Genomic DNA, 19,827 nt, shown 5'->3' on the forward strand with positions numbered 1-19,827 from the left:
CTGTTTACGCCGCGCTGTCTGCAAAAGTCGCTATGCCTTGAGTATCAGGGCCTTTCATGGCGATAACAGTCAACGAAGTGCCGAATCCCCTGTTCTAGCGGAGTCTATAGTCATGGAAGCCGCGGCATGGCCATGGATGCAGCTATTTACCGCACCGTAAAAACATCATCTTATGCGCAGGATTAAGTAAACGTTAAGAATCACCGGATAAGCTCAACACCATCGAAGATAAAAAAAGATGTTGTTATGCGCCAGATTCTCTTATTACTTTGCCTGCTGAGTGGTCCTTTAATGGCCCAGCAAGCCCCGGATTTTACGCTTACCGATGCCACACTGGGAAACCGTCTTTCCGACCTCAAAGGAAAAGTGGTATACCTCGACTTCTGGGCCTCATGGTGCAAACCCTGCCGCCATTCCTTTGTTTGGATGAATCAACTGCAACAGGAGTATGGCGATCAGGGCCTGGTGGTACTGGCCATTAATCTGGACGCTGAGACAGAGCAGGCCAATGCCTTTTTAGCGTCGCATCCGGCACAATTTCATATTCAGTTTGATCCTCAAGGGCGTATTGCCGAGCGCTATCAGTTGCTGGGGATGCCCAGTAGCTACCTGATTGATACCGACGGTAACCTGCGCCATATCCATCAGGGCTTTTTTACCGACAAACAACCCCTCTACCACCAACAAATCAAAACCCTGCTCGGCGAACGCTATACCGAACAGTTAATTACCCGCATGGGAGCACAGTGATGAAACTTAGACGCTTACTCGTTATCGTTCTGACCCTATCTTTAAGTGCTTGCGCTTCAGTTGGCGTCAAACCCTGGGAAAGGGATCTGCTGGCAAAAGATGAAATGTCTCTGAATGCCGATCCGCTGGATCTGGCGCTGGATGACCACATCTACTTTAGCAAAGAAGCGGCCAGTGGCGGCCGTGCGTTTGCAGGAGGCGGCTGCGGATGCAACTAAATCAGCGCAACAACATTATTGGTGCTCTGACCGCGGCGACCTGCAGTTTGTTGGGTACCCCGGCCATAGCACAAGAATCCCCATCAACAGCAGAACCCTGGCAGTTCGATACCGCCATTCTTTACTATGGCGAATCGGAGCGGGTGACCGCCGTTGAGGGAGTATTTTCTGCCAGCAAAGATTTTGGCAATGAACATATCTTCAGTGGCAAAATTACCATCGATGGCCTGACGGGCGCCTCCGCCACGGGTGCGGTGGCACAGCCAAGTGCACAAACCTTCACCCGTCCATCAGGCAAAGGCGAGTACCAGATAGCTGCGGGAGAAACGCCACTGGATGACACCTTCCGCGATACCCGTATTCAGCTTAATGGTCAATGGACCCAACCGCTGTGGCAGGACTACCGCGTAAGCAGCGGCGTGCATCTGTCTAAAGAGTATGATTACTTGTCCATGGCCGTTAACGCCAACCTTGCCAGAGACTTCAATCAGCGTAATACCACCGTCTCTGCCGGACTCTCCTATGCCTTTGACAGTATCGATCCTGAAGGGGGACGCCCGGTGGCGTTTGCCAGCATGCCGCTGCGCAGTGACTACGCCACGGATCAGGCTTTTGACGATGCCTTCGATGCAACCCGTTTGAGCGGCAGCGATGATAAAAATACGCTGGATCTGATGCTGGGTCTGACGCAGGTAATAAACCGGCGCACCATTATGCAGCTGAATTACGGCCTGTCTGTGGTTGATGGCTATATGACCGATCCCTTTAAGATGCTGAGTGTGGTCAATCCACAAGGTCTGACGCAGGACTTGCTGTATGAGAACCGGCCAGACAGTCGCACCCGTCACAATGTGTTCTGGCAAACCAAGTACGCACTGGACAGTGGCGTGGCCGACTTGTCATATCGCTTCACAACCGATGACTGGGACATTGATTCCCATACCCTGGATTCACGCTTACGTTTCAATCTGACCCAGGACAGCTATATTCAGCCACACTTTCGTTACTATCAGCAAAGTGCTGCCGATTTCTATCGCCCTTATCTGATGGCAGCAGAGGGCTTACCTCAGTTCGCCAGTGCAGATTATCGCGTCGGAGAAATGACCGCCTTTACCCTGGGATTGAAATACGGCATGTTACTCGATGACGGAAAAGAGTTGTCTTTCAGAATTGAGTACTACCAGCAGAATCCGAAGAACCCGGGCTTTGCAGAGCCGGGCGTACTCCAGGATCTTGACCTCTATCCCAGTGTGAAAGCCGTGATGGCCCAGGTGAGTTATCGATTTTGAGTCAAACACCCGACCTACCCGAAATTGAACTAAGTTGGCAGGGCGATCACTACTGTGGTCGCTTCTCTGCCATGGCCAGCCCCTGTGAGCTACTGATTGACAGCAACGACAGAAAACTCGCCGAGCATCTCACTACCCTCGCCTTCTATGAGGCAAAGCGAATAGAACACAAATACAGCCGCTATCTGACCGGCAACACCTGTCACCGAATCAATCACAGTGCCGGGAAAGGGGCTGCCCTTGATGAAGAGACCTACAAACTGCTGTGTTTTGCGGACAGTTGCTTTAGTCTGAGCGATGGTTTATTCGATATTACCTCCGGGGTACTGAGACGGGCATGGAAATTTGACGGTTCAGATCGTCTGCCAGCACCACAACAGGTGAAAAGCTTGCTGCCTCTGATTGGCTGGCAAAAGATTGAATTTGATGCCAACCGAATTCTCATGCCTGAGGGATTTGAACTCGACTTTGGCGGTATTGGCAAAGAATACGCCGTCGACGCCGTGGCAAAAAAGTGCGCGGAACTGGTGCCACATTGCTCAATGCTGGTCAACTTCGGTGGTGATATTCAGGTGACCAGAGCAAGACGCAACAAGCAGTGCTGGCATATCGGCATCGAAAATCCCGATAGCGATGGTCGGGCCAACAGACTTCTGCGCATTGCCCATGGCGGACTGGCAACCAGTGGTGATGCACGCCGTTTTTTATACAAAGATGGCGTTCGCTACAGTCATATTCTTAACCCCAAAACCGGTTATCCGGTCAGTCACGCCCCTCGCTCGGTGACGGTTGCCAGTGAACACTGTGTTCAGGCAGGAATTCTTGCCACGCTGGCCCTGTTGCAGGGAAAAAATGCCGAATCCTTTCTGACACAACAGGGCGTCACCCATTGGATTTACCGCTAACCTGTAAAAAACTGATGCAGATCATGGTGCTGTCATACCAATAGGTTAACCTTTAAACGTCACTAAACAGGAGGTCATCAATGCCTACATCGACACAAAAATATCATCGCGCCAGCATTGTATTGCACTGGCTGATGCTGCTGGTGATCGCCGCCGTCTACGCCTGTATTGAATTAAGAGAGCTGTATCCAAAGGGCAGCGATCCCCGTGAACTGCTCAAGCACTGGCATTTTATGCTTGGCCTCAGCGTCGGTTTACTGGTGTTATTTCGTTTGTATTTCCGCTTAAGACACCCCGCACCGCCTATTCATCCGAGCCTTCCACGCTGGCAGGAGCGCCTGGCAAAATCCATGCATATCTTACTTTATCTGCTGATGCTGGGCATGCCGCTGGCTGGGTGGATGATATTAAGTGCAGAGGGCAAACCCATTCCGTTCTTCGGGTTAGAGTTACCCGCGCTTATCCCTGCCAATGAAACTCTGGCAGAACAAATCGAAGAAGTGCATGAAACCATAGGCAGCGCAGGTTATGTTCTGATCGCCTTACATGCCCTGGCTGGCCTGGCCCACCACTATGTGTTTAAAGATAATACCCTTAAGCGGATGCTACCCTGATTATGGCTCCTTCAGAAAATAACCGTTTCATGCCGGGGTATAAGCCTGCAAATAGAAGTTCACGATATCCAGACTCGACACAATGCCTGTTACTTCAGCGCCATCGGTCACCACTAAATGATGACAGCCATGCTTTACCATCAACTCAGAGGCATGCCGAACGCTGTCTTTGGGTGTGACGGTTATGAGCTCGGAGGACATGCGAAGTGTAATCGGTGTGCCGGTAAAATCATCCACATCGAGCAAATCATAGCTGGTTAGGATACCCGTTGGACTGTTGTCGCTATCGACGACCAGCACGGCACCTATATGGTGATTTCGCATCATTGCTCTGGCAGTTTGCAGGCTAGCGGATGTTTCAACGTAGTGTACTGCAAGATGCAGTGTCATATCCTCTATCAACATCTTTCCATTCCTTGTCATATTTCCTGTTTTTAGAATTCATACTCCAGTACAAAGCGCAGAGTATGATCCTTACCGATATTACTGAGTTCTGTAATAAAACCAAGCTCCCATTTCAATTGCTTCTGCCCATCGAAGCGCTGCAAGCCCATCAGCGCAGGCCCAAGACCAATATAGTTTTCACCACTGTAAAACTCGATTGAAGGCTGCACCTGCGGCATCCAGCGATAGCGATACTGAACCCTGAATTCACTCTCCAGTTCATCGTGGATGTTTTCGCCCCATTCGTAAATCATAAACCAGTTAAGCGTCAGGCTGTTACGATCAAACTCCTTCTCCATCACCAGCCCTGAGGCCACTTCCCATTGATTCTGACCATGGCGTTTCTCCACTTCAAATACCATGCCCCAGTCAGCCCAGTATTGTCCCTGTTCGGTCATCATCCAGCGCGCTTCGAGCTCATAGGCTTCTAAACCAAAGTTGCCCTGTTCGTCACGCTCACCGATGAGATAGAGTTCAAGGATCCAGTTTTCATTAACCGAGTGACCAAACCCAACCCGTTGAGCCAGATAATTTTCCTCACTCGTCTGGCGGGACATAAAGCGCCATTCCAGCCGATGCTCATTGGCCAGCACATAAGGATGATAAACCCGGTCCACCACCTGCCCGTCAGCAACCGCCCGAGCGCTTAACAATAATGTCAGCAGGCAAAGAGCGCCATAAAAGACCCTGTTCGGTTTCATTCACTCACCTCGTTGCATAATTGACCAGCCGGTATGCGTACCAGAAAGGCCAGCGGCAGCACTGTGCAAAGTACATACACCAGAATCTGTAACCCGGTGGGCGTAGCTTCGTAGCCGACAAGCGTATTTAACACCAGTCCCCATTCTGATCCATCAGCGACCCAGTTACTGGTATTCCAGATGGGAGCTGCAGAGGACATCAGGTTCACCTGTGCCATCAGATTAAAGGTGTAGACCCATTGCCCGGCGCTCCAGCAAAGTAACAATCCCGCCCATAACAGACGCTTACCACGCTGCAGCAAGGCATAATTGAACAGATAATTGAGAATGCCAGCACTGATACACACACCCAGTCCCAGTAGCGTGCCGCTAATCAGTGACAGCATGTGCTCAGCATTGCGCCAGTAGGTATCCAGATAAATCAGAAAATAGTTCCCATTGATAGCAATTGTGAGCACACAGAGCAGCGCAGCACTCAGTTGCCAGTAGCGATAACGTCCAAGATGACTCCGTAAAACAAGCTCAGCCACCAGCGCATAAATCAGTGCATGAGCAGCAAATGTCAGCCACTCCAACCCCGCTCCCTGAAACTGCTCACTGACCCATCCCACATTTACCATCAGTATGATGGCCAGCATCAATCCGAGTGATACGCCACCCCACAACCAACGGCGCGACAATGCCTGACTATTCCCTTGCGCCAGCAGCAGACTTAGCATCCAGAATACCGGCAAGGCGTCGCGTAATAACAGAATAATGGTATTAATCAACATCAGGCTGCCCCTCTGTCACCGCGCGGATTTGCCCTTTGGCCTGATTCGGATGAAACTCCCCGAAAAAATCGTATATGCCGGGTTCAAGGGGCCCGACATAGATGACGGTGCGGCGCCCCGGAAACAACACCTTTTCACGGTTTAAATCAAAACTGTCGAACTCTTCCGGCTCGGCATCCTGGTTTTCGATGACCAGACGAACTTTTTTGCCCGCTGGCACATCCACAACCTGCGGATAAAAGAGATGGTTTTTGAGGATCAGGGTATATTCCGGCAACGCTGCCCGGGCTGTGTGACTCATCAGGCAGGCAAAGAGCATAAGGATATAGATCACCGCCGCGGCCTTGGGCTTAGTCATCTTCACCTCCCAAGGGAAAAACGACCCGCACCTGCAGTCCGCCGAGCGCCTCTGAGTGGCCGAGCGTGATACGCCCGTGATAAAGGTTTACCACATGCTCAACGATGGCCAGACCCAGGCCACACCCGGGGACCCCTGATTGATGGCGATCACCGCCCACCCGATAAAAACGATCGAAAACACGTGCATATTCTGCTTCGCTCAGTCCCGGTCCGGAGTCCGCTACAATCAGCTCCGTGCCTTCAGTGGTGGCACTGACCGTAATATCTATCTGGCTTTTCACCGGACTATATTTGTTGGCATTGGTGAGCAAATTTTGCAGCAGTAATCTCAAAGAAAATTCATCACCCGGCAACACTGCAGCTTGCCCATGTAAACTGATTTGTTGCTGTTTCTGCGCAATCTGGGGGTAGAGTTCGGTGATCACCTGCTGGCACAGTTTGTACAAGTCCACTTTTTTAAACTGAACACTAAAGTGTTCCGGATTGGTGCGATTGAGCATCAGGATCTGATCGACCACATGGCTCATTCGCTCCACACCTTGCTTGAGCAACAACAGGTTTTCCGGTGTATGCTCCAGCTCTTTTTCCAGATTGTGCAGGTTAATCTTCAGCACACTCAGTGGTGTACGCAATTCATGGGCCGCATCAGAGGCGAAACGACGTTCTCTTTCAAAACTTTGCTGCAAACGTTGTAACAGGCTGTTGATGGTTGCCACGACGGGCTTGAGCTCTTCCTGCTGATAAGTCAGGTGCAGCGGGCTGAGATCATCTGCCCGCTTAGTTTCAAGTTCTCCGGTGAGTTGTCTAAGCGGGCTGAGCCCCTGACGTACCGCCAATGAAATGAGCAGCGCCAGTAAGGGTAAACTCAATGCCAAGGGCATCAGTGTGGCCAGAATCATCTCTTCACTGAGTTCGATCCTATGATGGAGCGGCTGGGCCACCATCACCCAATAGCCCGTTGCAGGATAATATTGTGCCAAAACCTGCCACCTCTGACCTTGCAGGTTTTCCTCTCTCACCCCTGATGTGCGGGACGTCAGAGGCGCCGCTTGCAGACCAGACGTGGTCAGCAACAATCTGTCATGAAACCAGATCTGAAAAATAAACTCCCCGTCAGATGTCATCACGTTGGGCGCGTCGGGCAGTGCAGATTCCGTTGGCAATGGCAGGCCATTGAGGGCGTCAGCCACCGCCAGCAACTGACGGTCAAACAGTGTCGATGAAGCGCTCAGTGTATTGCGATAACTCTGGCTGGCAGCCAAAAAGATCACCAAAGTGATAACGGCCAGTAACACCAGCACCAGAAACCGACGAACTGAACTCATGCCGGATTCACTGTATAACCCACCCCTCTGATGGTCTTGATGAAGTCCTGCGGCAACTTCTTGCGCAAATGATGTATGTGCACCTCCACCGCATTACTGGCCACTTCATCGCCCCACTCATACAGTTTCTCTTCCAGTTGCTCTCTGGATTGTATGCGTCCGGCGTTTTCCATCATCACACGCAGCAACATGTATTCTCGGCGGGATAAGCTGATGGGCGTGCCTTTGAGGGTCACCTGGTGAGCACGGGTGTCCACACACACCTCACCAATGTGAACCAATGCCTGGGATGCGGTACCCAGCCGACGTGTGATGACGCGAATGCGGGCCAGTAGCTCGTCCATATCGAAGGGCTTGGCCAGATAATCATCGGCCCCCAGATCCAGTCCGGCAATTTTATCAGAGGTGCTGTCCCGGGCCGTTAGGACCAGAATGGGAATCGCATTTTTTTGCTGGCGAGCCCGCTTTAACACTTCGATTCCGTCCATATCCGGCAATCCTAAATCCAGAATAACCAGATCAGCACTGGCGGTTTCAATCGCCAGCAGCGCTTGCTTGCCACTTTTTAAGTGATCCACAGCAAAACCCTCTCGTCGCAACCCCTGTTGCAGCGCCCCGGCCAATTGCTGGTCATCCTCAACGAGCAATAAACGCATGTTTTGCCTCTTATTTATCAGATCTGGTGCATTGATAGTGTGAATACCACAATCGGCTTAAGATTGTCTTAAGACAATGCTGAACTCAATATCAAAAGGTTAGTATAAACATCTATTACACCAGAGATAGACAAACAAATTTTCACTCATCTGAGCGCTTTCAATTGTTGAACAGTGGAGTGTTAAGCAAAAGCGCTGTGACTTATTATGGCTTTTCGTGATTAATGATGCTCTGGCTTTTCTGTTGTTTTAGGTTGACTATCGGCGTTACTTTCGCTGTCTGTGTTGGCCTGCCAGGCATCGCCAATCAGCGAATCTTCTGAATCGTCTTCCTGTTCCCAGCTGTATTTTTTTTCCACAGGCTTTGGGTCTCTTCTGTAAAACAGGAATGCCGCCAGGGTGCCTGCTACAGCGCCAAAAAAGTGATACTCAAATGACACACCCTGCTCACGGGGGAAAATCGTCATGATCATGCTGCCATACAAAAAGGCGCCAATCATCATCAGTGCCACTGACACCTTGTCGCGGCGCACAATACTGCACACAAACAAATAAAAAAACAGCCCGTGCGTCAGACCGCTGGCACCAATGTGGGTGGCATCGCGGGCAAACAACCACACGCCCAGCCCTGACAGAGGCCAGATCATCAGTACTGCCAGCAGCCAGGAACGGGGATAACCATAGATTAAAAGGGAACCTAAAATCAGCAGCGGTAAGGTATTACTGAACAGGTGTTGGTAAGAACCGTGAACCAGTGGCCCGCCGATAAGGCCAAGCAACCCCTCTTTGATACCTGGGGTGACACCAAGAAAGCCCAGTTCCAATCCGAAAAATGACTCGGAGAGTTTTATCCACCACAACAGGCAAACAAACGCCGTTGTTGCCAGGATGCTATTACGCAACCGTCTGCTCTGCTTCATTCTGCTTTCCTTTCTACCCTTTCCATAGTGATGGGGACTAAAACGCTAAAACACAGGAAAAGGTACAAATTTTTTCAGAATGGCGGATCCGGTGTTGTTTTCTATAACTCAGGATCAGCAATGCTGCCCTCAATCTCAACCAGACTGAACTCAGTGACAACAAAGAAGCCGAAGGGCATGTGCATCTATCTCTGTCAATCTTACACAGCTTCTTTATCTGTCTGTCTCGCTGATCCATTTCTATCCCCACTGGCCTTCAATTTTACAAAATGTAAATTTATACCGTCTTTATATCAAGCTTACTTGACATACAATTCAAGCCCGTCCATTATACGCAAAAGTAAAGCATATTTTACTTATTGACAAAGGAGCAAGACAAATGCAAGGCGAACATTTACACAAGCGTTATAAAAATACCACCCGTTCACTCGCTATCTGGACTATAGGATGGTTGTTATCTTTGGCAGTGGCGCAATTTGGGCCCTTAATGATCTGGTCTGAAATGCCCTTCCTGACCATTTTAGCAATGCTCATCAATCTGTTTTTTGGCGTTAAAATGCTGCTGGCGAATCGCAATCATCTGCTGAATCAGGATGAGCTGCAGCGAAAAATCCAGCTTGATGCCATGGCCGTCACATTGGGTGCCGGACTCATTATCGGCATATTGTACGATGTTGCTTCAAACACGGGGCTGATCAATGCTGATGCGCAAATCTCACACCTGGTTATTTTCATGGGTCTGACCTACATCGGAGCTATTGTTTTAGGGCAGCGCAAATACCAATGAAGAATAAACTTAAAGTACTGCGGGCAGAGCGCGACTGGACACAAGCCGATCTGGCAAAGGCACTGGATGTCTCGCGCCAGACAATCAATGCGATCGAAAAAGGCAAGTTTGATCCCAGTCTTCCCCTGGCCTTTAAAGCGGCTCGGCTATTTAATCTGCCCATCGAAGACATCTTTCAGGATCAGCCCTGAACGCAAATAAAAAAGCGGCAATCACTGCCGCTTTTTTGTCTTCCATTTAATCTGCTTCACACCTCAAGATGCTTGTTCACCGGTAAGTCACGAATACGTTTTCCACTGGCGCGGAAAATCGCATTGGCAAGACTCGCCGCCACTGGCGGTACACCCGGCTCACCCACCCCGCCCGGAGGTGCATCACTGTCTACGATATATACCTTGATAGGCGGTGACTGGTGCATCCGCAAAATCGGATAATCATGAAAGTTTGATTGCTGCACCTTGCCTTCCTTGACGGTAATTTCGCCATTCATGGCCAGTGACAGACCAAAGATCATAGACCCTTCCATCTGCGACCGCACCCGGTCAGGATTGACCACGGTTCCGGCATCTATAGCACAATGCATTTCCAGTACCTTGAGTTTGCCGTCTTTGACCCGGACCCTGGTGGCCACGGCGGTATAACTGACGAAGCTGCGATGAACACTGATCCCCCAGGCCTCATTGGCCGCGGTTTTATTCTCTACACCGGCTTTGTCTGCCACCAGGTTAAGTACGTTTTTCAGACGTGCCGTATCAATGGGGAAGGTGTCTTTCGGGTCGCCGTAATTACCATACTTAAACCCCTCCGGCTCTGGATCCACATGGCGGTCGCTGCCGAGCAATTCCAGCCAGACTTGCCGGGGTTCGCGGTCCAGCTTATGAGCCAGTTCATCCACGAAGGAGCCAATGGCAAACCCGTGCTGAATATTACTCACCGAGCGCACCCACCCTATGCGTATATGTCCCTCTGCGGTTTGTGTTTCACAGGACAGATTATCCAGAGCAAAAGGCAGGTCGCCAAAGCCCAGAGATAGCTCACCATCAGAGGGCGAGTCAGTTGTGCCGGTAAAAGTCCAGCTGATACTGGGAAACGCCGTGCGCTGCAACCAGCTGGTGACCCGGCCGGTATCATCCATACCCGCCTCATAATACTGGGCACTGATAGCGTGATAATAGCCCTGCTGGATTTCATCTTCGCGGCTCCAGGTGACTTTCACCGGTTTGCCCGTTTGTTTAGCCAGCAATGCCGCTTCTACCGAAAAGTCAGGCTTGGACTTACGACCAAAGCCACCTCCCAGCAGCGTCACATGCACTTTGACCTGGTCTTTTTCCAGCCCAAGAATCTGCGCGACAGTACTCTGCGTGCTCTGAGGTGTCTGAGTACAGGCCCAGATTTCCATCAGCCCGTCTTTGAACACCGCGGTGGCTGCGGGTGGTTCCATCGGTGCATGAATAAGGTATGGCAAGGTGTAAGTGGCTGAATGGGTATGCACCGCATTCATCATGCCGCTGTACGCATCACCGATGGAGCGAATCACCTTACCCTGATTTTTAACTCGCTGTTTGAGCGTATTCAGATAACTCTCAGAATCGTGCTGGGCGTGTTCACTGTCTGTCCAGCTGATCTTGAGTTGCTTACGCCCTTGCATTGCTGCCCAGGTATTGCTTGCCAGCACGGCTACTCCGGCCAGGGGTTTGAAGGCCGCAGGCAGACTAAATTCTGGCATGGTAATCACATCAACAACATTGTTCACTGCACGGGCGTCTTTATCATCCAAGCTTTTCACGTTCGCGCCCAGTACCGGTGCACGCTGAATGCTTGCATACAGCATTCCCGGCAAATGCACGTCAATGCCATATTCTGTATTGCCGCTGAGAATGTCCTGCATGTCCACAATGGGCACGTCTTTGCCGATGTAGTTAAAATCGGCTTTGGATTTGTACACCAGCGACGTCGACTCAGGTGGTGTCAGCGCCGCGGCTTTTTCTGCCAGTTCGGCAAACCTCAGGCTGCGCTCAGAACCACGGTGCCACACCTGATGGGCTTTGGCATAAACCTCATCAACCGGCACCTGCCAATGCTCGGCGGCAGCCTGTTCCAGCATGGTACGGGCCATGGCGCCCATTTCCAGCATGGTCTGATAAAAATGTCTGACCGACCGCGATCCGTCTGTGTTCTGGCTACCATAGGCTTCGTTGGCAAGGCCCTGCACAACATTGACTTTGCTCCAGTCGGCCATCAACTCATCGGCGACCACCTGAGGCAGACCGGTTCGGATCCCCTGCCCCATTTCCGAACGGTGACAAATAATATGCACTCTGTCATCGCTGCCAATACTGACAAACAGATTCATCTCATTGACTCTGTCTCCGGGGTTGGATTCGGCCCAGGCGGGCGACCAGCCCGGCATCACCGTTCCCAGTACCAATGCACCACTGCCGATTCCCGCTACCTTGAGAAAATGCCTGCGGGAGGTATTCATAATCTGGCTCATGCTTTCCTCCCCAATTTATCGGCGGCGCTTTTAATGGCCGCTTTGATGCGGGGATAGGTGCCGCAGCGGCACAGATTGCCCTGCATATATTCATCTATCGCGGCGTCGTCGGGCTGAGGATTGCTGTTTAACAGCGCCACCGCACTCATGATCTGACCAGACTGACAATAGCCACATTGCGGCACATTGTGTTCACGCCAGGCCTCTTGCACCGGGTGGGAGACATCGTCCGATAAGCCCTCTATGGTACTGACTGCCTTACCTTTTGCCGCCGACAGCGGCGTGGTACATGAGCGAATAGGCTGGCCGTCAATATGTATGGTACATGCACCACACATGGCCATACCACAGCCATATTTTGTGCCCGTCATGCCGAGCACATCGCGCAGCACCCAGAGCAATGGCATATCGGCATCGGCCTCAACCTTCTGGGCCTTACCGTTTAGGGTAAACTCAATCATGTCTCTCCCCTTTATCCTGGTGGATTATCAAGTCCTGTTGTGTATCGATATCAATTGCCGCAGCAGGCATCGCAACGGGTTGCACCAGCTCTGCGCTACCCTGCAACAGCGCCCGGGCCCCTTTGTCCCCCTGCAACTGCATCAATTGGCTGAATTGTGTTCTGCAAAAGATAGCAGGTACGCCCAGACTGTGCTGATAATATGCGGCAGTCATCGCCCCGGGATGCTCATCAGCGCAGCACAGTAAACGCATATAATCTTCGGGCCCCAGGGCCACCTGGTCGGCCAGGCAAATCATCACCCGCTCTACCTCTGGTGAAAGTTGGCTCAGCGCAAACCTGAGACTGTGTGCCAGGCCCTTCTCCCAGTCCTCAGCCACACAGATTCGAATATGCCTGAACTCGTCGTAGCCTTTGACAACCTCTTCAATGGGCTGCCAGTTTGCGCCTAACACCACATAGTAATGCTGCAAACCGGGCGGCAAATTTGCCAGCCCATGACAGATCATGGGCTGGCCCCTAAATTGCGCCAATTGTTTGCTGCCACCGAAACGCTGACTTTGACCGGCCGCCAGCATCACTACCGCCGTGTTCACCCTATTTCCCTCAGATGCCCGTCTTCGGCGGCCAGATTCAGAGAAATCGACTGTCCGTCGGCTCCTTCCAGTGCCGCATGCATCTCAGCGAGTATGGCTAGGGCAATGGATTCCGGCAGCTCTCCGCCTAGTCGCAAGCCCACCGGGCTTGCCAGCGGCGCCGAAAAGTCAGACGCCAAAAGACCTGCCTGGCGCAGCACTTTTTGCGTGCGATGCTGCGGCCCCAGTAAGCCCAGATAACGTACAGGAGCCGATTTCAGCAAGGTTAGCGCCTGGGCATCCAGACTCATATTGTGGGTCATTACCACCGCCCCATCGATATGCTGTAACCAGGCTGCACCGGTAAGCTCAGAAAACGCATCCCGGATCACCGTCGCACCATCGAAAAAGCCATCACGGGCATTGGCGGGCCGCGGATCCAACAGCAATGTATGCCAGCCTAATTGCCGGGCCATCGCCACCACGGGTATGGCATCCTGGCCGCCCCCAAATACTGCCAGTGTAGGAGCAGGCCTGATTCGCTGAACCAGTGCCGTGTTTCCATCCATCTCCAGCTGACGAGCCCTGGCGGAAACAGGCAGGAGTCGGTCGAGATCCTGCTGGTTCAGCCACTGGTTTTGTGGTTCCCCTTTGATGAGGTATTGCACATAGCCACAACAGTCATGTTGTTCAAGGGCCGTGAGCACCTGATCCAGCTTTAGATAATGATTCTCTTTACTGACGGGTTGCAGCAGGATCTCCACCATTCCCCCGCACCCCAGCCCAAGTTGCCAGGCAAGATCTTCTTCTTCACGCATATCGTAGCGAACGGTGCGATTATGACCGTCAAGCCAGCAGCGTCTGGCCTGGCGCATAATGTCCGCCTCAAGACACCCTCCGCTGAGCAGCCCGCGATATTGTCCCAGACTGTTGATCAGCATCATGGCACCGGCTTTGCGATATGCAGAGCCCTCTGTCGCAACGATAGTGGCCAGCACCCACTGCAAAGCATCTTTTTGGTCATGCCAGTAAGCCAGCAGGTGTTGTAACAGATTCGCCATAGCTGCTCTTAATCCTCAGGTATGTGCCGGAGAAATCCCTCGGGGCACTAAAACATTAAACGCCCCGCACCACCACCAACGCAGGATAAACTGACGTAATTTCAGGCTGAGCATACTCAGCTCTGGTTCTCCACCAGGGTTTTTAGATTCTCAAGGCCGGTTTCAAAGTCCGGTCCAATCATCGAATCCATCATCAGTGCCATATAGTGCATTAGGGGGTTCGCGCCCACATCGCCGTAGTCCAGCCACACCACTTTGGTACCGGTGTCATGGGAGGTCAGCACAAATTCCCCCGTACTGCCCATTTCATAATCCGGGAAATACAGACTATAAACCAGTCGCTTTGGCGGCTCGGTCGCAATAATTTCCATCTGACCACTGCCTTCCGTATCACTTTGCCAGATAGAACGCATTCCCAGCCCCTGATCCGGCCCCTCGTAGCGAACTTTCATATCAGGGTCACGTTTAAACCATACGCCCCAATCCTGCCAACTGCGTAAATTATTCAGCCTGGTGTAGACCTCAGCCGGCGTAGCCTCAATCAGAATATCCCGTTGCACTTTAAATTCTGACGGTAAAACGAATCCCACACCCACTAATAAGAGCAGTAAAAGTAATACCGCAGAAACCGTTTTCTTGAGCATATTCATCAGATTGTCCTTTTATGTTGCAGTCTGCTTCACTAACATACTATTAACATGTGAAGACGCCAATCATTTTGATTTGAGGCGCTTTATTGGCAGCTTTATCGCATCACACTTGCACAAGCCCCTGACACTGACTTAGGTTGATGTCACCTTGATACTGAATCCACATTCCTGACAGGAACCATTATGAACTTCAGATCCCTGCTGATAATGTTTATCACCCTGCTACTTGCCATATCTGTGCACGCTAAACCGGGAGCTGCGGCACCCGACACCCCTGAGGGCGAAACACAGGGCCCCTGGAAACGCCTGATCCTGCGCGGCGTGACACTGATCAATGGCGAAGGCGCTCCACCACAAGGCCCCATGGACATTGTTATAGAAAACAATCGCATCACACGAATTGTTAGTGTGGGCTACCCTGGTGTGCCCATCAAAGAGGCTGGCCGGCCCGAAGTCAGACCCACTGATAAGGTATTGGAGTTAGAAGGTCACACCGTACTGCCAGGATTTATTGATATGCATGGTCATATTGGTGGCTCTGCCGATGATATTCCGGCTGAATACGTGTTTAAGTTATGGCTGGCACATGGCATCACCACCGTGCGGGAGCCGGGTAGCTTCAACGGCGTCGACTGGGTCATGGATCATGTCCGCCGCAGCGAGAAAAATCAGATTACCGCGCCCAGACTGATCCCGTATTTCGGTTTTGGTCTGGAGCGTAACGATCCCATTTACACCCCCAAGCAGGCCAGAGAGTGGGTCAAATGGGCAAAAAAACAGGGGGCTGAAGGACTGAAGTTTTTCGGCGCAACGCCGAAGATTATGCAAGCCGCTCTGGATGAGGCGAACCAGCAAGGACTCGGCAGTGCCATGCATCATGCGCAGTTAAATGTCATGAGTATGAATGTGCTGGATTCTGCACGGTTGGGACTGACCACCATGGAGCACTGGTACGGATTACCGGAAGCCTTATTTGAAGACCGCCAGATTCAGCACTACCCCACTGACTATAACTACAACAATGAACAACACCGTTTTGCTGAAGCGGGCCGACTGTGGCAGCAGGCTGCCCGTCACGGTAGCGAGAAATGGAATGCCGTGCGTGACGAGCTGATTGCCCTGGATTTCACCCTCAATCCCACTATGACCATCTATGAGGCCAGCCGTGACCTGATGCGCGAAAGGCAGGCCATCTGGCATGAGGACTATACCTTGCCCACCTTATGGGAATTTTTTCAGCCCAATCGCTATGCCCATGGCAGTTACTGGTTTGACTGGACAACCAGTGACGAGATTGCGTGGAAAAACAATTTCAATCTGTGGATGCAGTTTATCAATGATTATAAAAACCATGGTGGCCGTGTCACTGTAGGATCTGATTCAGGCTATATCTACAAGATCTACGGATTTGGTTATGTTCGTGAGCTTGAAATGCTCCAGGAAGCGGGCTTTCACCCACTGGAAGTGATTCAGGCTGCCACCCTCAATGGCGCTGAGGCGCTGGGCCTGGAGGATCAGATTGGTTCCGTACGGGTGGGTAAACTGGCCGACCTGGTGATCATGGAGCACAATCCACTGCACAACCTCAAGCTGCTGTATGGCACCGGCCATTTTATGCTTAACGAGGACAATCAGCCCTCCCGTGTGGGCGGTGTTAAATACACCTTAAAAGACGGCGTCCTCTATGATGCCAAAGCACTGCTCGAAGATGTCAGGCAAATGGTCAAAGCCGCTAAAGCAGCGCAACATTAACACTTACCCGGTATACCTTTGAAAATAAAGGCATTTTTATAACACAGGGCTTTCTCGCGAGAGCCCTTAACCGGATAAGCGCTGAAAAACACACTGATGGGTGTTTAACGAAACCGCTCCACCACTTCAAATAACCGATTGGAGACCTCAAGAAGCTCATTGCTTTCTTTTTCGCCCTGTTTGCCTTTATCCAGACTTTCAGCCGCGAGATCGGATATATCCACAATTTGCTTGTTGACCTGTTCCGACACCGTGGCCTGTTGCTCGACGGCGGCGGCAATTTGCTGCGACATCTCGGCAACGCGACTCAACGCATCGCCGATGCCGTTTAACAGCTCTGCGGTCTCGCGTACCTGATCTACCCCGGTTTGTGCGCTCTGCTGTCCGCTTTCAGCCGTATCCACGGCTTTGCTGGCGCTGGCCCCCAGTGACTGAATGATGCTGTGAATGTCTTTGGTTGAATCGGTTGTGCGCTTGGCCAGTTGCCTCACTTCATCGGCCACCACCGCAAAGCCGCGCCCCTGATCGCCAGCACGGGCAGCTTCAATCGCGGCGTTTAAGGCCAGTAAGTTCGTCTGCTCTGCGATCTGTTCAATGATTTGCGCAGCATTAGAGATGTTTTTCGACTCCTGCGCCAGGGTATCCACCGCCGCAGAGATATCTTCCACCGACTGTTTTAACTCGCCAATAGACGATGCAGTGCGCCGGGCAATGCTGCGACCTGATTTTGCCATCTCGTCGGCTTTGCCGGTCTCTTTGGAGGTATCCTGCACCCGATGGGACACCTCATTGATGGTGGTCGTCATCTGGTTCATGGCAGTGGCAACCTGCGCCGCTTCCTGCTGTTGCTGTTCCAACTGAGACACAATAGCGGCCGAATAATCCACCGCGTTCTTTGCTTTTACTGATACCTGTAACGCCGCATCTTCGATGCGTGAGAGCACCGTGTTTAAATGGGAGCGCATACTGTGAATGGCCACGCTCAGTTTGCCCTCCGGTCCCACTTCATCGGTGTAACTCATCACGGCCAGAGGGTGGTAAAAGGCACCGGGGATTTTCTGAAGAAACTGATTACACTTTCCCGCCATGCTGATTTGGGGCAACAGGGCAAAAATCAGCACCGCAAGGCTTAATAGCACCAACTCGAGAAGAGGGCTGATAAAGGCGTACGTAAATACGGCCACCGCCACAACCAATACCGCTGCCAGAGGATATTTGAATTTCTGTAAGCTGGCCTTGTTTTCGCCGGGCAGAGTGGTTTTGTCTTTTAACTGTGCATAAAGCTTTTCTGCCCGCTGCACATTTTCCCTTGATGGACAGGAGCGCACCGATTCATAGCCAATGACCTTGCCTTTTTCTGTGATCGGTGTGACATAGGCATCAACCCAGTAATAATCACCGTTTTTACAGCGATTTTTCACCAGCCCCATCCAGGGTTTGCCCGCTTTGATGTGCTCCCACATCACTTTAAACGCCAGCGGCGGCATATCCGGATGGCGAATAATATTGTGGGGCTGACCAATCAGCTCATCACGGGTAAAACCACTGATTTGCTCAAAGGCATCATTGCAGTGTTGAATATTCCCCTGCAGGTCGGTGGTAGAGATAAGACGTTCATTTTCGCCAAAAGTACGCTCATTGCGCGTAACGGGCTGATTGTTGCGCATGTTCCTCTCCTTTCCTTGTGAATTCAGTTATAAGTCGTAATTTAGCCGTTTATTGTGACAGCATTAAGCATAGCCCAGATTAGAAAATGACAAAGGGATCAAGACGTTATTATGCAAATAAAAGATAAAAAGACGCGGTATATTTGCGCGAACAGGCTTTTATCTGCGAACCACTCAGGCTATGCTGCAAAAGGCTGAATGAACAGAATTGAATAATCACCCAACAAGGACGCAAGGATGGATCAGAACAGTACATCGCCACGACAGCAACTTCTCTGTGCATTGGCTCGTCAAAGTGACGCACTGGATGAGTATCTGAGTACCCCGGAAGATGCAGAGATGGCCAGCAAAGTCATCGAATGTAATCGGGAGTTGCTGGCCCTTTTGCAACAAATTATGCAAACCCGGCGAGGCGCAGAGCCGCCACGCTGATTTCACATTCAGCCACTGGCACGGGCAGTGGCCCGCTGCAACCTGTTGTTAATACCTTTCCACACGGACGTCACCGGTGGCTGTTCGATAATCAGCAGATCGTTTTCTGAGCGCTCAAAATCGTGTAAGCGCAAATACAACTCCCTGGCATAGAAAACCGGATCCAGCGGCATCACAACCCAGTCTACATGGGCCAGATCGTATCGGTTGGGCGTCAGCGACCACACCTGAATGCGCCCTTGTGCGTGTTGTTCTATGGTCTGTTTGAGTTCTTTAGGGGAACACAAACTGGCAGGTTTAGCCGGCGCATAGTGACGAGAATCGCTGCCGGACACTCTGGGCGTATCGCCTTCATCCGTCTGTCCGTAGGGCGCAACGCCGAACCCCACCAATTCACCATCGAGCAACCCCGGACGCAGGATCCTCGGTGCGGCGGTGCTTAAATCCACGATACTGGACTCGATCCCCACCGGACATAGTCCTCCATCGACCACCGCAGCAATTTCATTATCAAACTGCCCCAGTACATGCGCCACTGCGGTCGGACTGATACGACCATATTTATTGGCCGAGGGTGCTGCCAGAGCACCGCCAAATTCTTTCAGAATCTCCAGCGCCACCGGATGGCCGGGCATACGAATCCCTACCGTGCTTTGCCCGCCGGTGACTAACGCAGGCGCCGATGGCGATTTTTTCAGGATCATCGTCAAAGGTCCCGGCCAGAACTGTTCTGCAAGCTCATAGGCAATAGGCGTAATATCCTGAGCCCAGTCCCTCAATTGTGCGATATCACCGATATGGACGATCAAAGGGTGGCTCAGAGGCCGTTGTTTGGCACTGAATAGCCTGGCCAGCGCTTGCTCGTTACTGGCATCCGCGGCTAAACCATATACGGTCTCGGTGGGGATCGCCACCAGTTCACCGTCACGCAGCAGGGACGCAGCCTGGCGGATATCCTCACGCTTTTCTCCGTCGAGTTCGAGCCTTTTCATAG

At 51.7% G+C, this 19,827-nt stretch carries 23 protein-coding genes; 9 read left to right on the forward strand and 14 right to left on the reverse strand.

What is annotated here, in order from left to right:
• Window positions 1–246 precede the first annotated feature (246 nt).
• The 5 genes from CCY32_RS03065 to CCY32_RS03085 all read left to right on the forward strand — a co-directional run bounded on the left by CCY32_RS03065 (window position 247) and on the right by CCY32_RS03085 (window position 3,776).
• Window positions 247–750 carry a TlpA disulfide reductase family protein gene (locus CCY32_RS03065; RefSeq protein WP_088329076.1) on the forward strand — a complete coding sequence of 168 codons (504 nt, stop codon included), beginning with the start codon at window positions 247–249 and terminating at the stop codon, window positions 748–750.
• Window positions 750–968: a DUF4266 domain-containing protein gene (locus CCY32_RS03070; protein WP_088329077.1), complete on the forward strand. Its 219-nt coding sequence runs from the start codon at window positions 750–752 to the stop codon at window positions 966–968. The genes CCY32_RS03065 and CCY32_RS03070 overlap by 1 nt, the downstream gene beginning before the upstream one ends.
• Entirely contained in the window at window positions 959–2,257 is a 1,299-nt protein-coding gene (locus CCY32_RS03075; protein ID WP_088329078.1) for a DUF3570 domain-containing protein, read from the forward strand. The genes CCY32_RS03070 and CCY32_RS03075 overlap by 10 nt, the downstream gene beginning before the upstream one ends.
• Window positions 2,258–2,328: 71 nt before the next feature.
• On the forward strand, window positions 2,329–3,162 hold the full coding sequence (locus CCY32_RS03080; protein WP_088329248.1) for an FAD:protein FMN transferase: 834 nt from the start codon (window positions 2,329–2,331) through the stop codon (window positions 3,160–3,162).
• Between the two features lie 80 nt (window positions 3,163–3,242).
• Window positions 3,243–3,776, forward strand: a complete 534-nt coding sequence (locus tag CCY32_RS03085) for a cytochrome b (protein WP_088329079.1) — start codon at window positions 3,243–3,245, stop codon at window positions 3,774–3,776.
• 27 nt (window positions 3,777–3,803) lie between these two features.
• On the opposite strand, the gene CCY32_RS03090 is transcribed toward CCY32_RS03085, so the two are convergent.
• From CCY32_RS03090 to CCY32_RS03120, 7 genes are all read right to left on the reverse strand, one after another.
• On the reverse strand, window positions 3,804–4,181 hold the full coding sequence (locus CCY32_RS03090) for a CBS domain-containing protein (protein ID WP_168171415.1): 378 nt from the start codon (window positions 4,179–4,181) through the stop codon (window positions 3,804–3,806).
• A 29-nt stretch (window positions 4,182–4,210) separates the two neighbouring features.
• Complete coding sequence (locus tag CCY32_RS03095; RefSeq protein WP_088329081.1) at window positions 4,211–4,921, reverse strand: hypothetical protein; 711 nt, start codon at window positions 4,919–4,921, stop codon at window positions 4,211–4,213.
• Window positions 4,918–5,694, reverse strand: a complete 777-nt coding sequence (locus CCY32_RS03100; protein ID WP_088329082.1) for a hypothetical protein — start codon at window positions 5,692–5,694, stop codon at window positions 4,918–4,920. The genes CCY32_RS03095 and CCY32_RS03100 overlap by 4 nt, the downstream gene beginning before the upstream one ends.
• The gene (locus CCY32_RS03105) at window positions 5,684–6,013 is read right to left on the reverse strand and encodes a cupredoxin domain-containing protein (protein ID WP_088329249.1); all 330 of its coding nucleotides are present in this window, start codon (window positions 6,011–6,013) and stop codon (window positions 5,684–5,686) included. The genes CCY32_RS03100 and CCY32_RS03105 overlap by 11 nt, the downstream gene beginning before the upstream one ends.
• A 31-nt stretch (window positions 6,014–6,044) precedes the next feature.
• Window positions 6,045–7,379, reverse strand: coding sequence for an ATP-binding protein (locus CCY32_RS03110; protein ID WP_088329083.1), 1,335 nt, complete (start codon window positions 7,377–7,379; stop codon window positions 6,045–6,047).
• Window positions 7,376–8,035, reverse strand: a complete 660-nt coding sequence (locus CCY32_RS03115; protein WP_088329084.1) for a response regulator transcription factor — start codon at window positions 8,033–8,035, stop codon at window positions 7,376–7,378. The genes CCY32_RS03110 and CCY32_RS03115 overlap by 4 nt, the downstream gene beginning before the upstream one ends.
• A 221-nt stretch (window positions 8,036–8,256) precedes the next feature.
• Window positions 8,257–8,955, reverse strand: a complete 699-nt coding sequence (locus tag CCY32_RS03120) for a rhomboid family intramembrane serine protease (RefSeq protein ID WP_088329085.1) — start codon at window positions 8,953–8,955, stop codon at window positions 8,257–8,259.
• 379 nt (window positions 8,956–9,334) lie between these two features.
• Between CCY32_RS03120 and CCY32_RS03125 the strand changes: the two genes are divergently transcribed.
• The gene (locus tag CCY32_RS03125) at window positions 9,335–9,742 is read left to right on the forward strand and encodes a hypothetical protein (RefSeq protein ID WP_088329086.1); all 408 of its coding nucleotides are present in this window, start codon (window positions 9,335–9,337) and stop codon (window positions 9,740–9,742) included.
• Window positions 9,739–9,933 (forward strand): helix-turn-helix transcriptional regulator, encoded by a 195-nt coding sequence (locus CCY32_RS03130; protein WP_088329087.1) that lies wholly within the window; start codon window positions 9,739–9,741, stop codon window positions 9,931–9,933. Before CCY32_RS03125 ends, CCY32_RS03130 begins: the two co-directional genes overlap by 4 nt.
• Window positions 9,934–9,989: 56 nt before the next feature.
• Here CCY32_RS03130 and CCY32_RS03135 read toward each other — a convergent pair whose 3' ends face one another.
• From CCY32_RS03135 to CCY32_RS03155, 5 genes are all read right to left on the reverse strand, one after another.
• A complete protein-coding gene (locus CCY32_RS03135) occupies window positions 9,990–12,236 on the reverse strand; it encodes a molybdopterin cofactor-binding domain-containing protein (RefSeq protein WP_088329088.1) in 2,247 nt (748 codons plus the stop codon).
• Window positions 12,233–12,697, reverse strand: coding sequence for a (2Fe-2S)-binding protein (locus CCY32_RS03140; protein ID WP_088329089.1), 465 nt, complete (start codon window positions 12,695–12,697; stop codon window positions 12,233–12,235). The genes CCY32_RS03135 and CCY32_RS03140 overlap by 4 nt, the downstream gene beginning before the upstream one ends.
• Window positions 12,690–13,292: a nucleotidyltransferase family protein gene (locus CCY32_RS03145; protein WP_088329090.1), complete on the reverse strand. Its 603-nt coding sequence runs from the start codon at window positions 13,290–13,292 to the stop codon at window positions 12,690–12,692. Before CCY32_RS03145 ends, CCY32_RS03140 begins: the two co-directional genes overlap by 8 nt.
• Window positions 13,289–14,332: an XdhC family protein gene (locus tag CCY32_RS03150; protein WP_088329091.1), complete on the reverse strand. Its 1,044-nt coding sequence runs from the start codon at window positions 14,330–14,332 to the stop codon at window positions 13,289–13,291. The genes CCY32_RS03145 and CCY32_RS03150 overlap by 4 nt, the downstream gene beginning before the upstream one ends.
• Before the next feature lie 116 nt (window positions 14,333–14,448).
• Entirely contained in the window at window positions 14,449–14,982 is a 534-nt protein-coding gene (locus CCY32_RS03155) for an SRPBCC family protein (RefSeq protein ID WP_088329092.1), read from the reverse strand.
• Window positions 14,983–15,165: 183 nt separating this feature from the next.
• Between CCY32_RS03155 and CCY32_RS03160 the strand changes: the two genes are divergently transcribed.
• Window positions 15,166–16,734: an amidohydrolase family protein gene (locus CCY32_RS03160; RefSeq protein WP_088329093.1), complete on the forward strand. Its 1,569-nt coding sequence runs from the start codon at window positions 15,166–15,168 to the stop codon at window positions 16,732–16,734.
• A gap of 104 nt (window positions 16,735–16,838) precedes the next feature.
• Here CCY32_RS03160 and CCY32_RS03165 read toward each other — a convergent pair whose 3' ends face one another.
• Window positions 16,839–18,401 (reverse strand): PAS domain-containing methyl-accepting chemotaxis protein, encoded by a 1,563-nt coding sequence (locus CCY32_RS03165; protein ID WP_088329094.1) that lies wholly within the window; start codon window positions 18,399–18,401, stop codon window positions 16,839–16,841.
• 237 nt (window positions 18,402–18,638) lie between these two features.
• Here CCY32_RS03165 and CCY32_RS03170 point away from each other — a divergent pair, with 237 nt between their 5' ends.
• Window positions 18,639–18,833, forward strand: a complete 195-nt coding sequence (locus tag CCY32_RS03170) for a hypothetical protein (RefSeq protein ID WP_088329095.1) — start codon at window positions 18,639–18,641, stop codon at window positions 18,831–18,833.
• 8 nt (window positions 18,834–18,841) lie between these two features.
• Here CCY32_RS03170 and CCY32_RS03175 read toward each other — a convergent pair whose 3' ends face one another.
• Window positions 18,842–19,825, reverse strand: a complete 984-nt coding sequence (locus tag CCY32_RS03175) for an L-threonylcarbamoyladenylate synthase (RefSeq protein WP_088329096.1) — start codon at window positions 19,823–19,825, stop codon at window positions 18,842–18,844.
• Window positions 19,826–19,827: the final 2 nt, after the last annotated feature.

Source organism: Lacimicrobium sp. SS2-24, assembly GCF_002201535.1.
Lineage (GTDB): Bacteria > Pseudomonadota > Gammaproteobacteria > Enterobacterales > Alteromonadaceae > Lacimicrobium.

What these genes read in the sequence shown, in the direction of transcription:
- CCY32_RS03065 (WP_088329076.1), top strand. Translation starts at nt 247, where the DNA reads ATGCGCCAGATTCTCTTATTACTTTGCCTGCTGAGTGGTCCTTTAATG.
- CCY32_RS03070 (WP_088329077.1), top strand. Translation starts at nt 750, where the DNA reads ATGAAACTTAGACGCTTACTCGTTATCGTTCTGACCCTATCTTTAAGT.
- CCY32_RS03075 (WP_088329078.1), top strand. Translation starts at nt 959, where the DNA reads ATGCAACTAAATCAGCGCAACAACATTATTGGTGCTCTGACCGCGGCG.
- CCY32_RS03080 (WP_088329248.1), top strand. Translation starts at nt 2,329, where the DNA reads ATGGCCAGCCCCTGTGAGCTACTGATTGACAGCAACGACAGAAAACTC.
- CCY32_RS03085 (WP_088329079.1), top strand. Translation starts at nt 3,243, where the DNA reads ATGCCTACATCGACACAAAAATATCATCGCGCCAGCATTGTATTGCAC.
- CCY32_RS03090 (WP_168171415.1), bottom strand. Translation starts at nt 4,181, where the DNA reads ATGTTGATAGAGGATATGACACTGCATCTTGCAGTACACTACGTTGAA.
- CCY32_RS03095 (WP_088329081.1), bottom strand. Translation starts at nt 4,921, where the DNA reads ATGAAACCGAACAGGGTCTTTTATGGCGCTCTTTGCCTGCTGACATTA.
- CCY32_RS03100 (WP_088329082.1), bottom strand. Translation starts at nt 5,694, where the DNA reads ATGTTGATTAATACCATTATTCTGTTATTACGCGACGCCTTGCCGGTA.
- CCY32_RS03105 (WP_088329249.1), bottom strand. Translation starts at nt 6,013, where the DNA reads ATGCTCTTTGCCTGCCTGATGAGTCACACAGCCCGGGCAGCGTTGCCG.
- CCY32_RS03110 (WP_088329083.1), bottom strand. Translation starts at nt 7,379, where the DNA reads ATGAGTTCAGTTCGTCGGTTTCTGGTGCTGGTGTTACTGGCCGTTATC.
- CCY32_RS03115 (WP_088329084.1), bottom strand. Translation starts at nt 8,035, where the DNA reads ATGCGTTTATTGCTCGTTGAGGATGACCAGCAATTGGCCGGGGCGCTG.
- CCY32_RS03120 (WP_088329085.1), bottom strand. Translation starts at nt 8,955, where the DNA reads ATGAAGCAGAGCAGACGGTTGCGTAATAGCATCCTGGCAACAACGGCG.
- CCY32_RS03125 (WP_088329086.1), top strand. Translation starts at nt 9,335, where the DNA reads ATGCAAGGCGAACATTTACACAAGCGTTATAAAAATACCACCCGTTCA.
- CCY32_RS03130 (WP_088329087.1), top strand. Translation starts at nt 9,739, where the DNA reads ATGAAGAATAAACTTAAAGTACTGCGGGCAGAGCGCGACTGGACACAA.
- CCY32_RS03135 (WP_088329088.1), bottom strand. Translation starts at nt 12,236, where the DNA reads ATGAGCCAGATTATGAATACCTCCCGCAGGCATTTTCTCAAGGTAGCG.
- CCY32_RS03140 (WP_088329089.1), bottom strand. Translation starts at nt 12,697, where the DNA reads ATGATTGAGTTTACCCTAAACGGTAAGGCCCAGAAGGTTGAGGCCGAT.
- CCY32_RS03150 (WP_088329091.1), bottom strand. Translation starts at nt 14,332, where the DNA reads ATGGCGAATCTGTTACAACACCTGCTGGCTTACTGGCATGACCAAAAA.
- CCY32_RS03155 (WP_088329092.1), bottom strand. Translation starts at nt 14,982, where the DNA reads ATGAATATGCTCAAGAAAACGGTTTCTGCGGTATTACTTTTACTGCTC.
- CCY32_RS03160 (WP_088329093.1), top strand. Translation starts at nt 15,166, where the DNA reads ATGAACTTCAGATCCCTGCTGATAATGTTTATCACCCTGCTACTTGCC.
- CCY32_RS03165 (WP_088329094.1), bottom strand. Translation starts at nt 18,401, where the DNA reads ATGCGCAACAATCAGCCCGTTACGCGCAATGAGCGTACTTTTGGCGAA.
- CCY32_RS03170 (WP_088329095.1), top strand. Translation starts at nt 18,639, where the DNA reads ATGGATCAGAACAGTACATCGCCACGACAGCAACTTCTCTGTGCATTG.
- CCY32_RS03175 (WP_088329096.1), bottom strand. Translation starts at nt 19,825, where the DNA reads ATGAAAAGGCTCGAACTCGACGGAGAAAAGCGTGAGGATATCCGCCAG.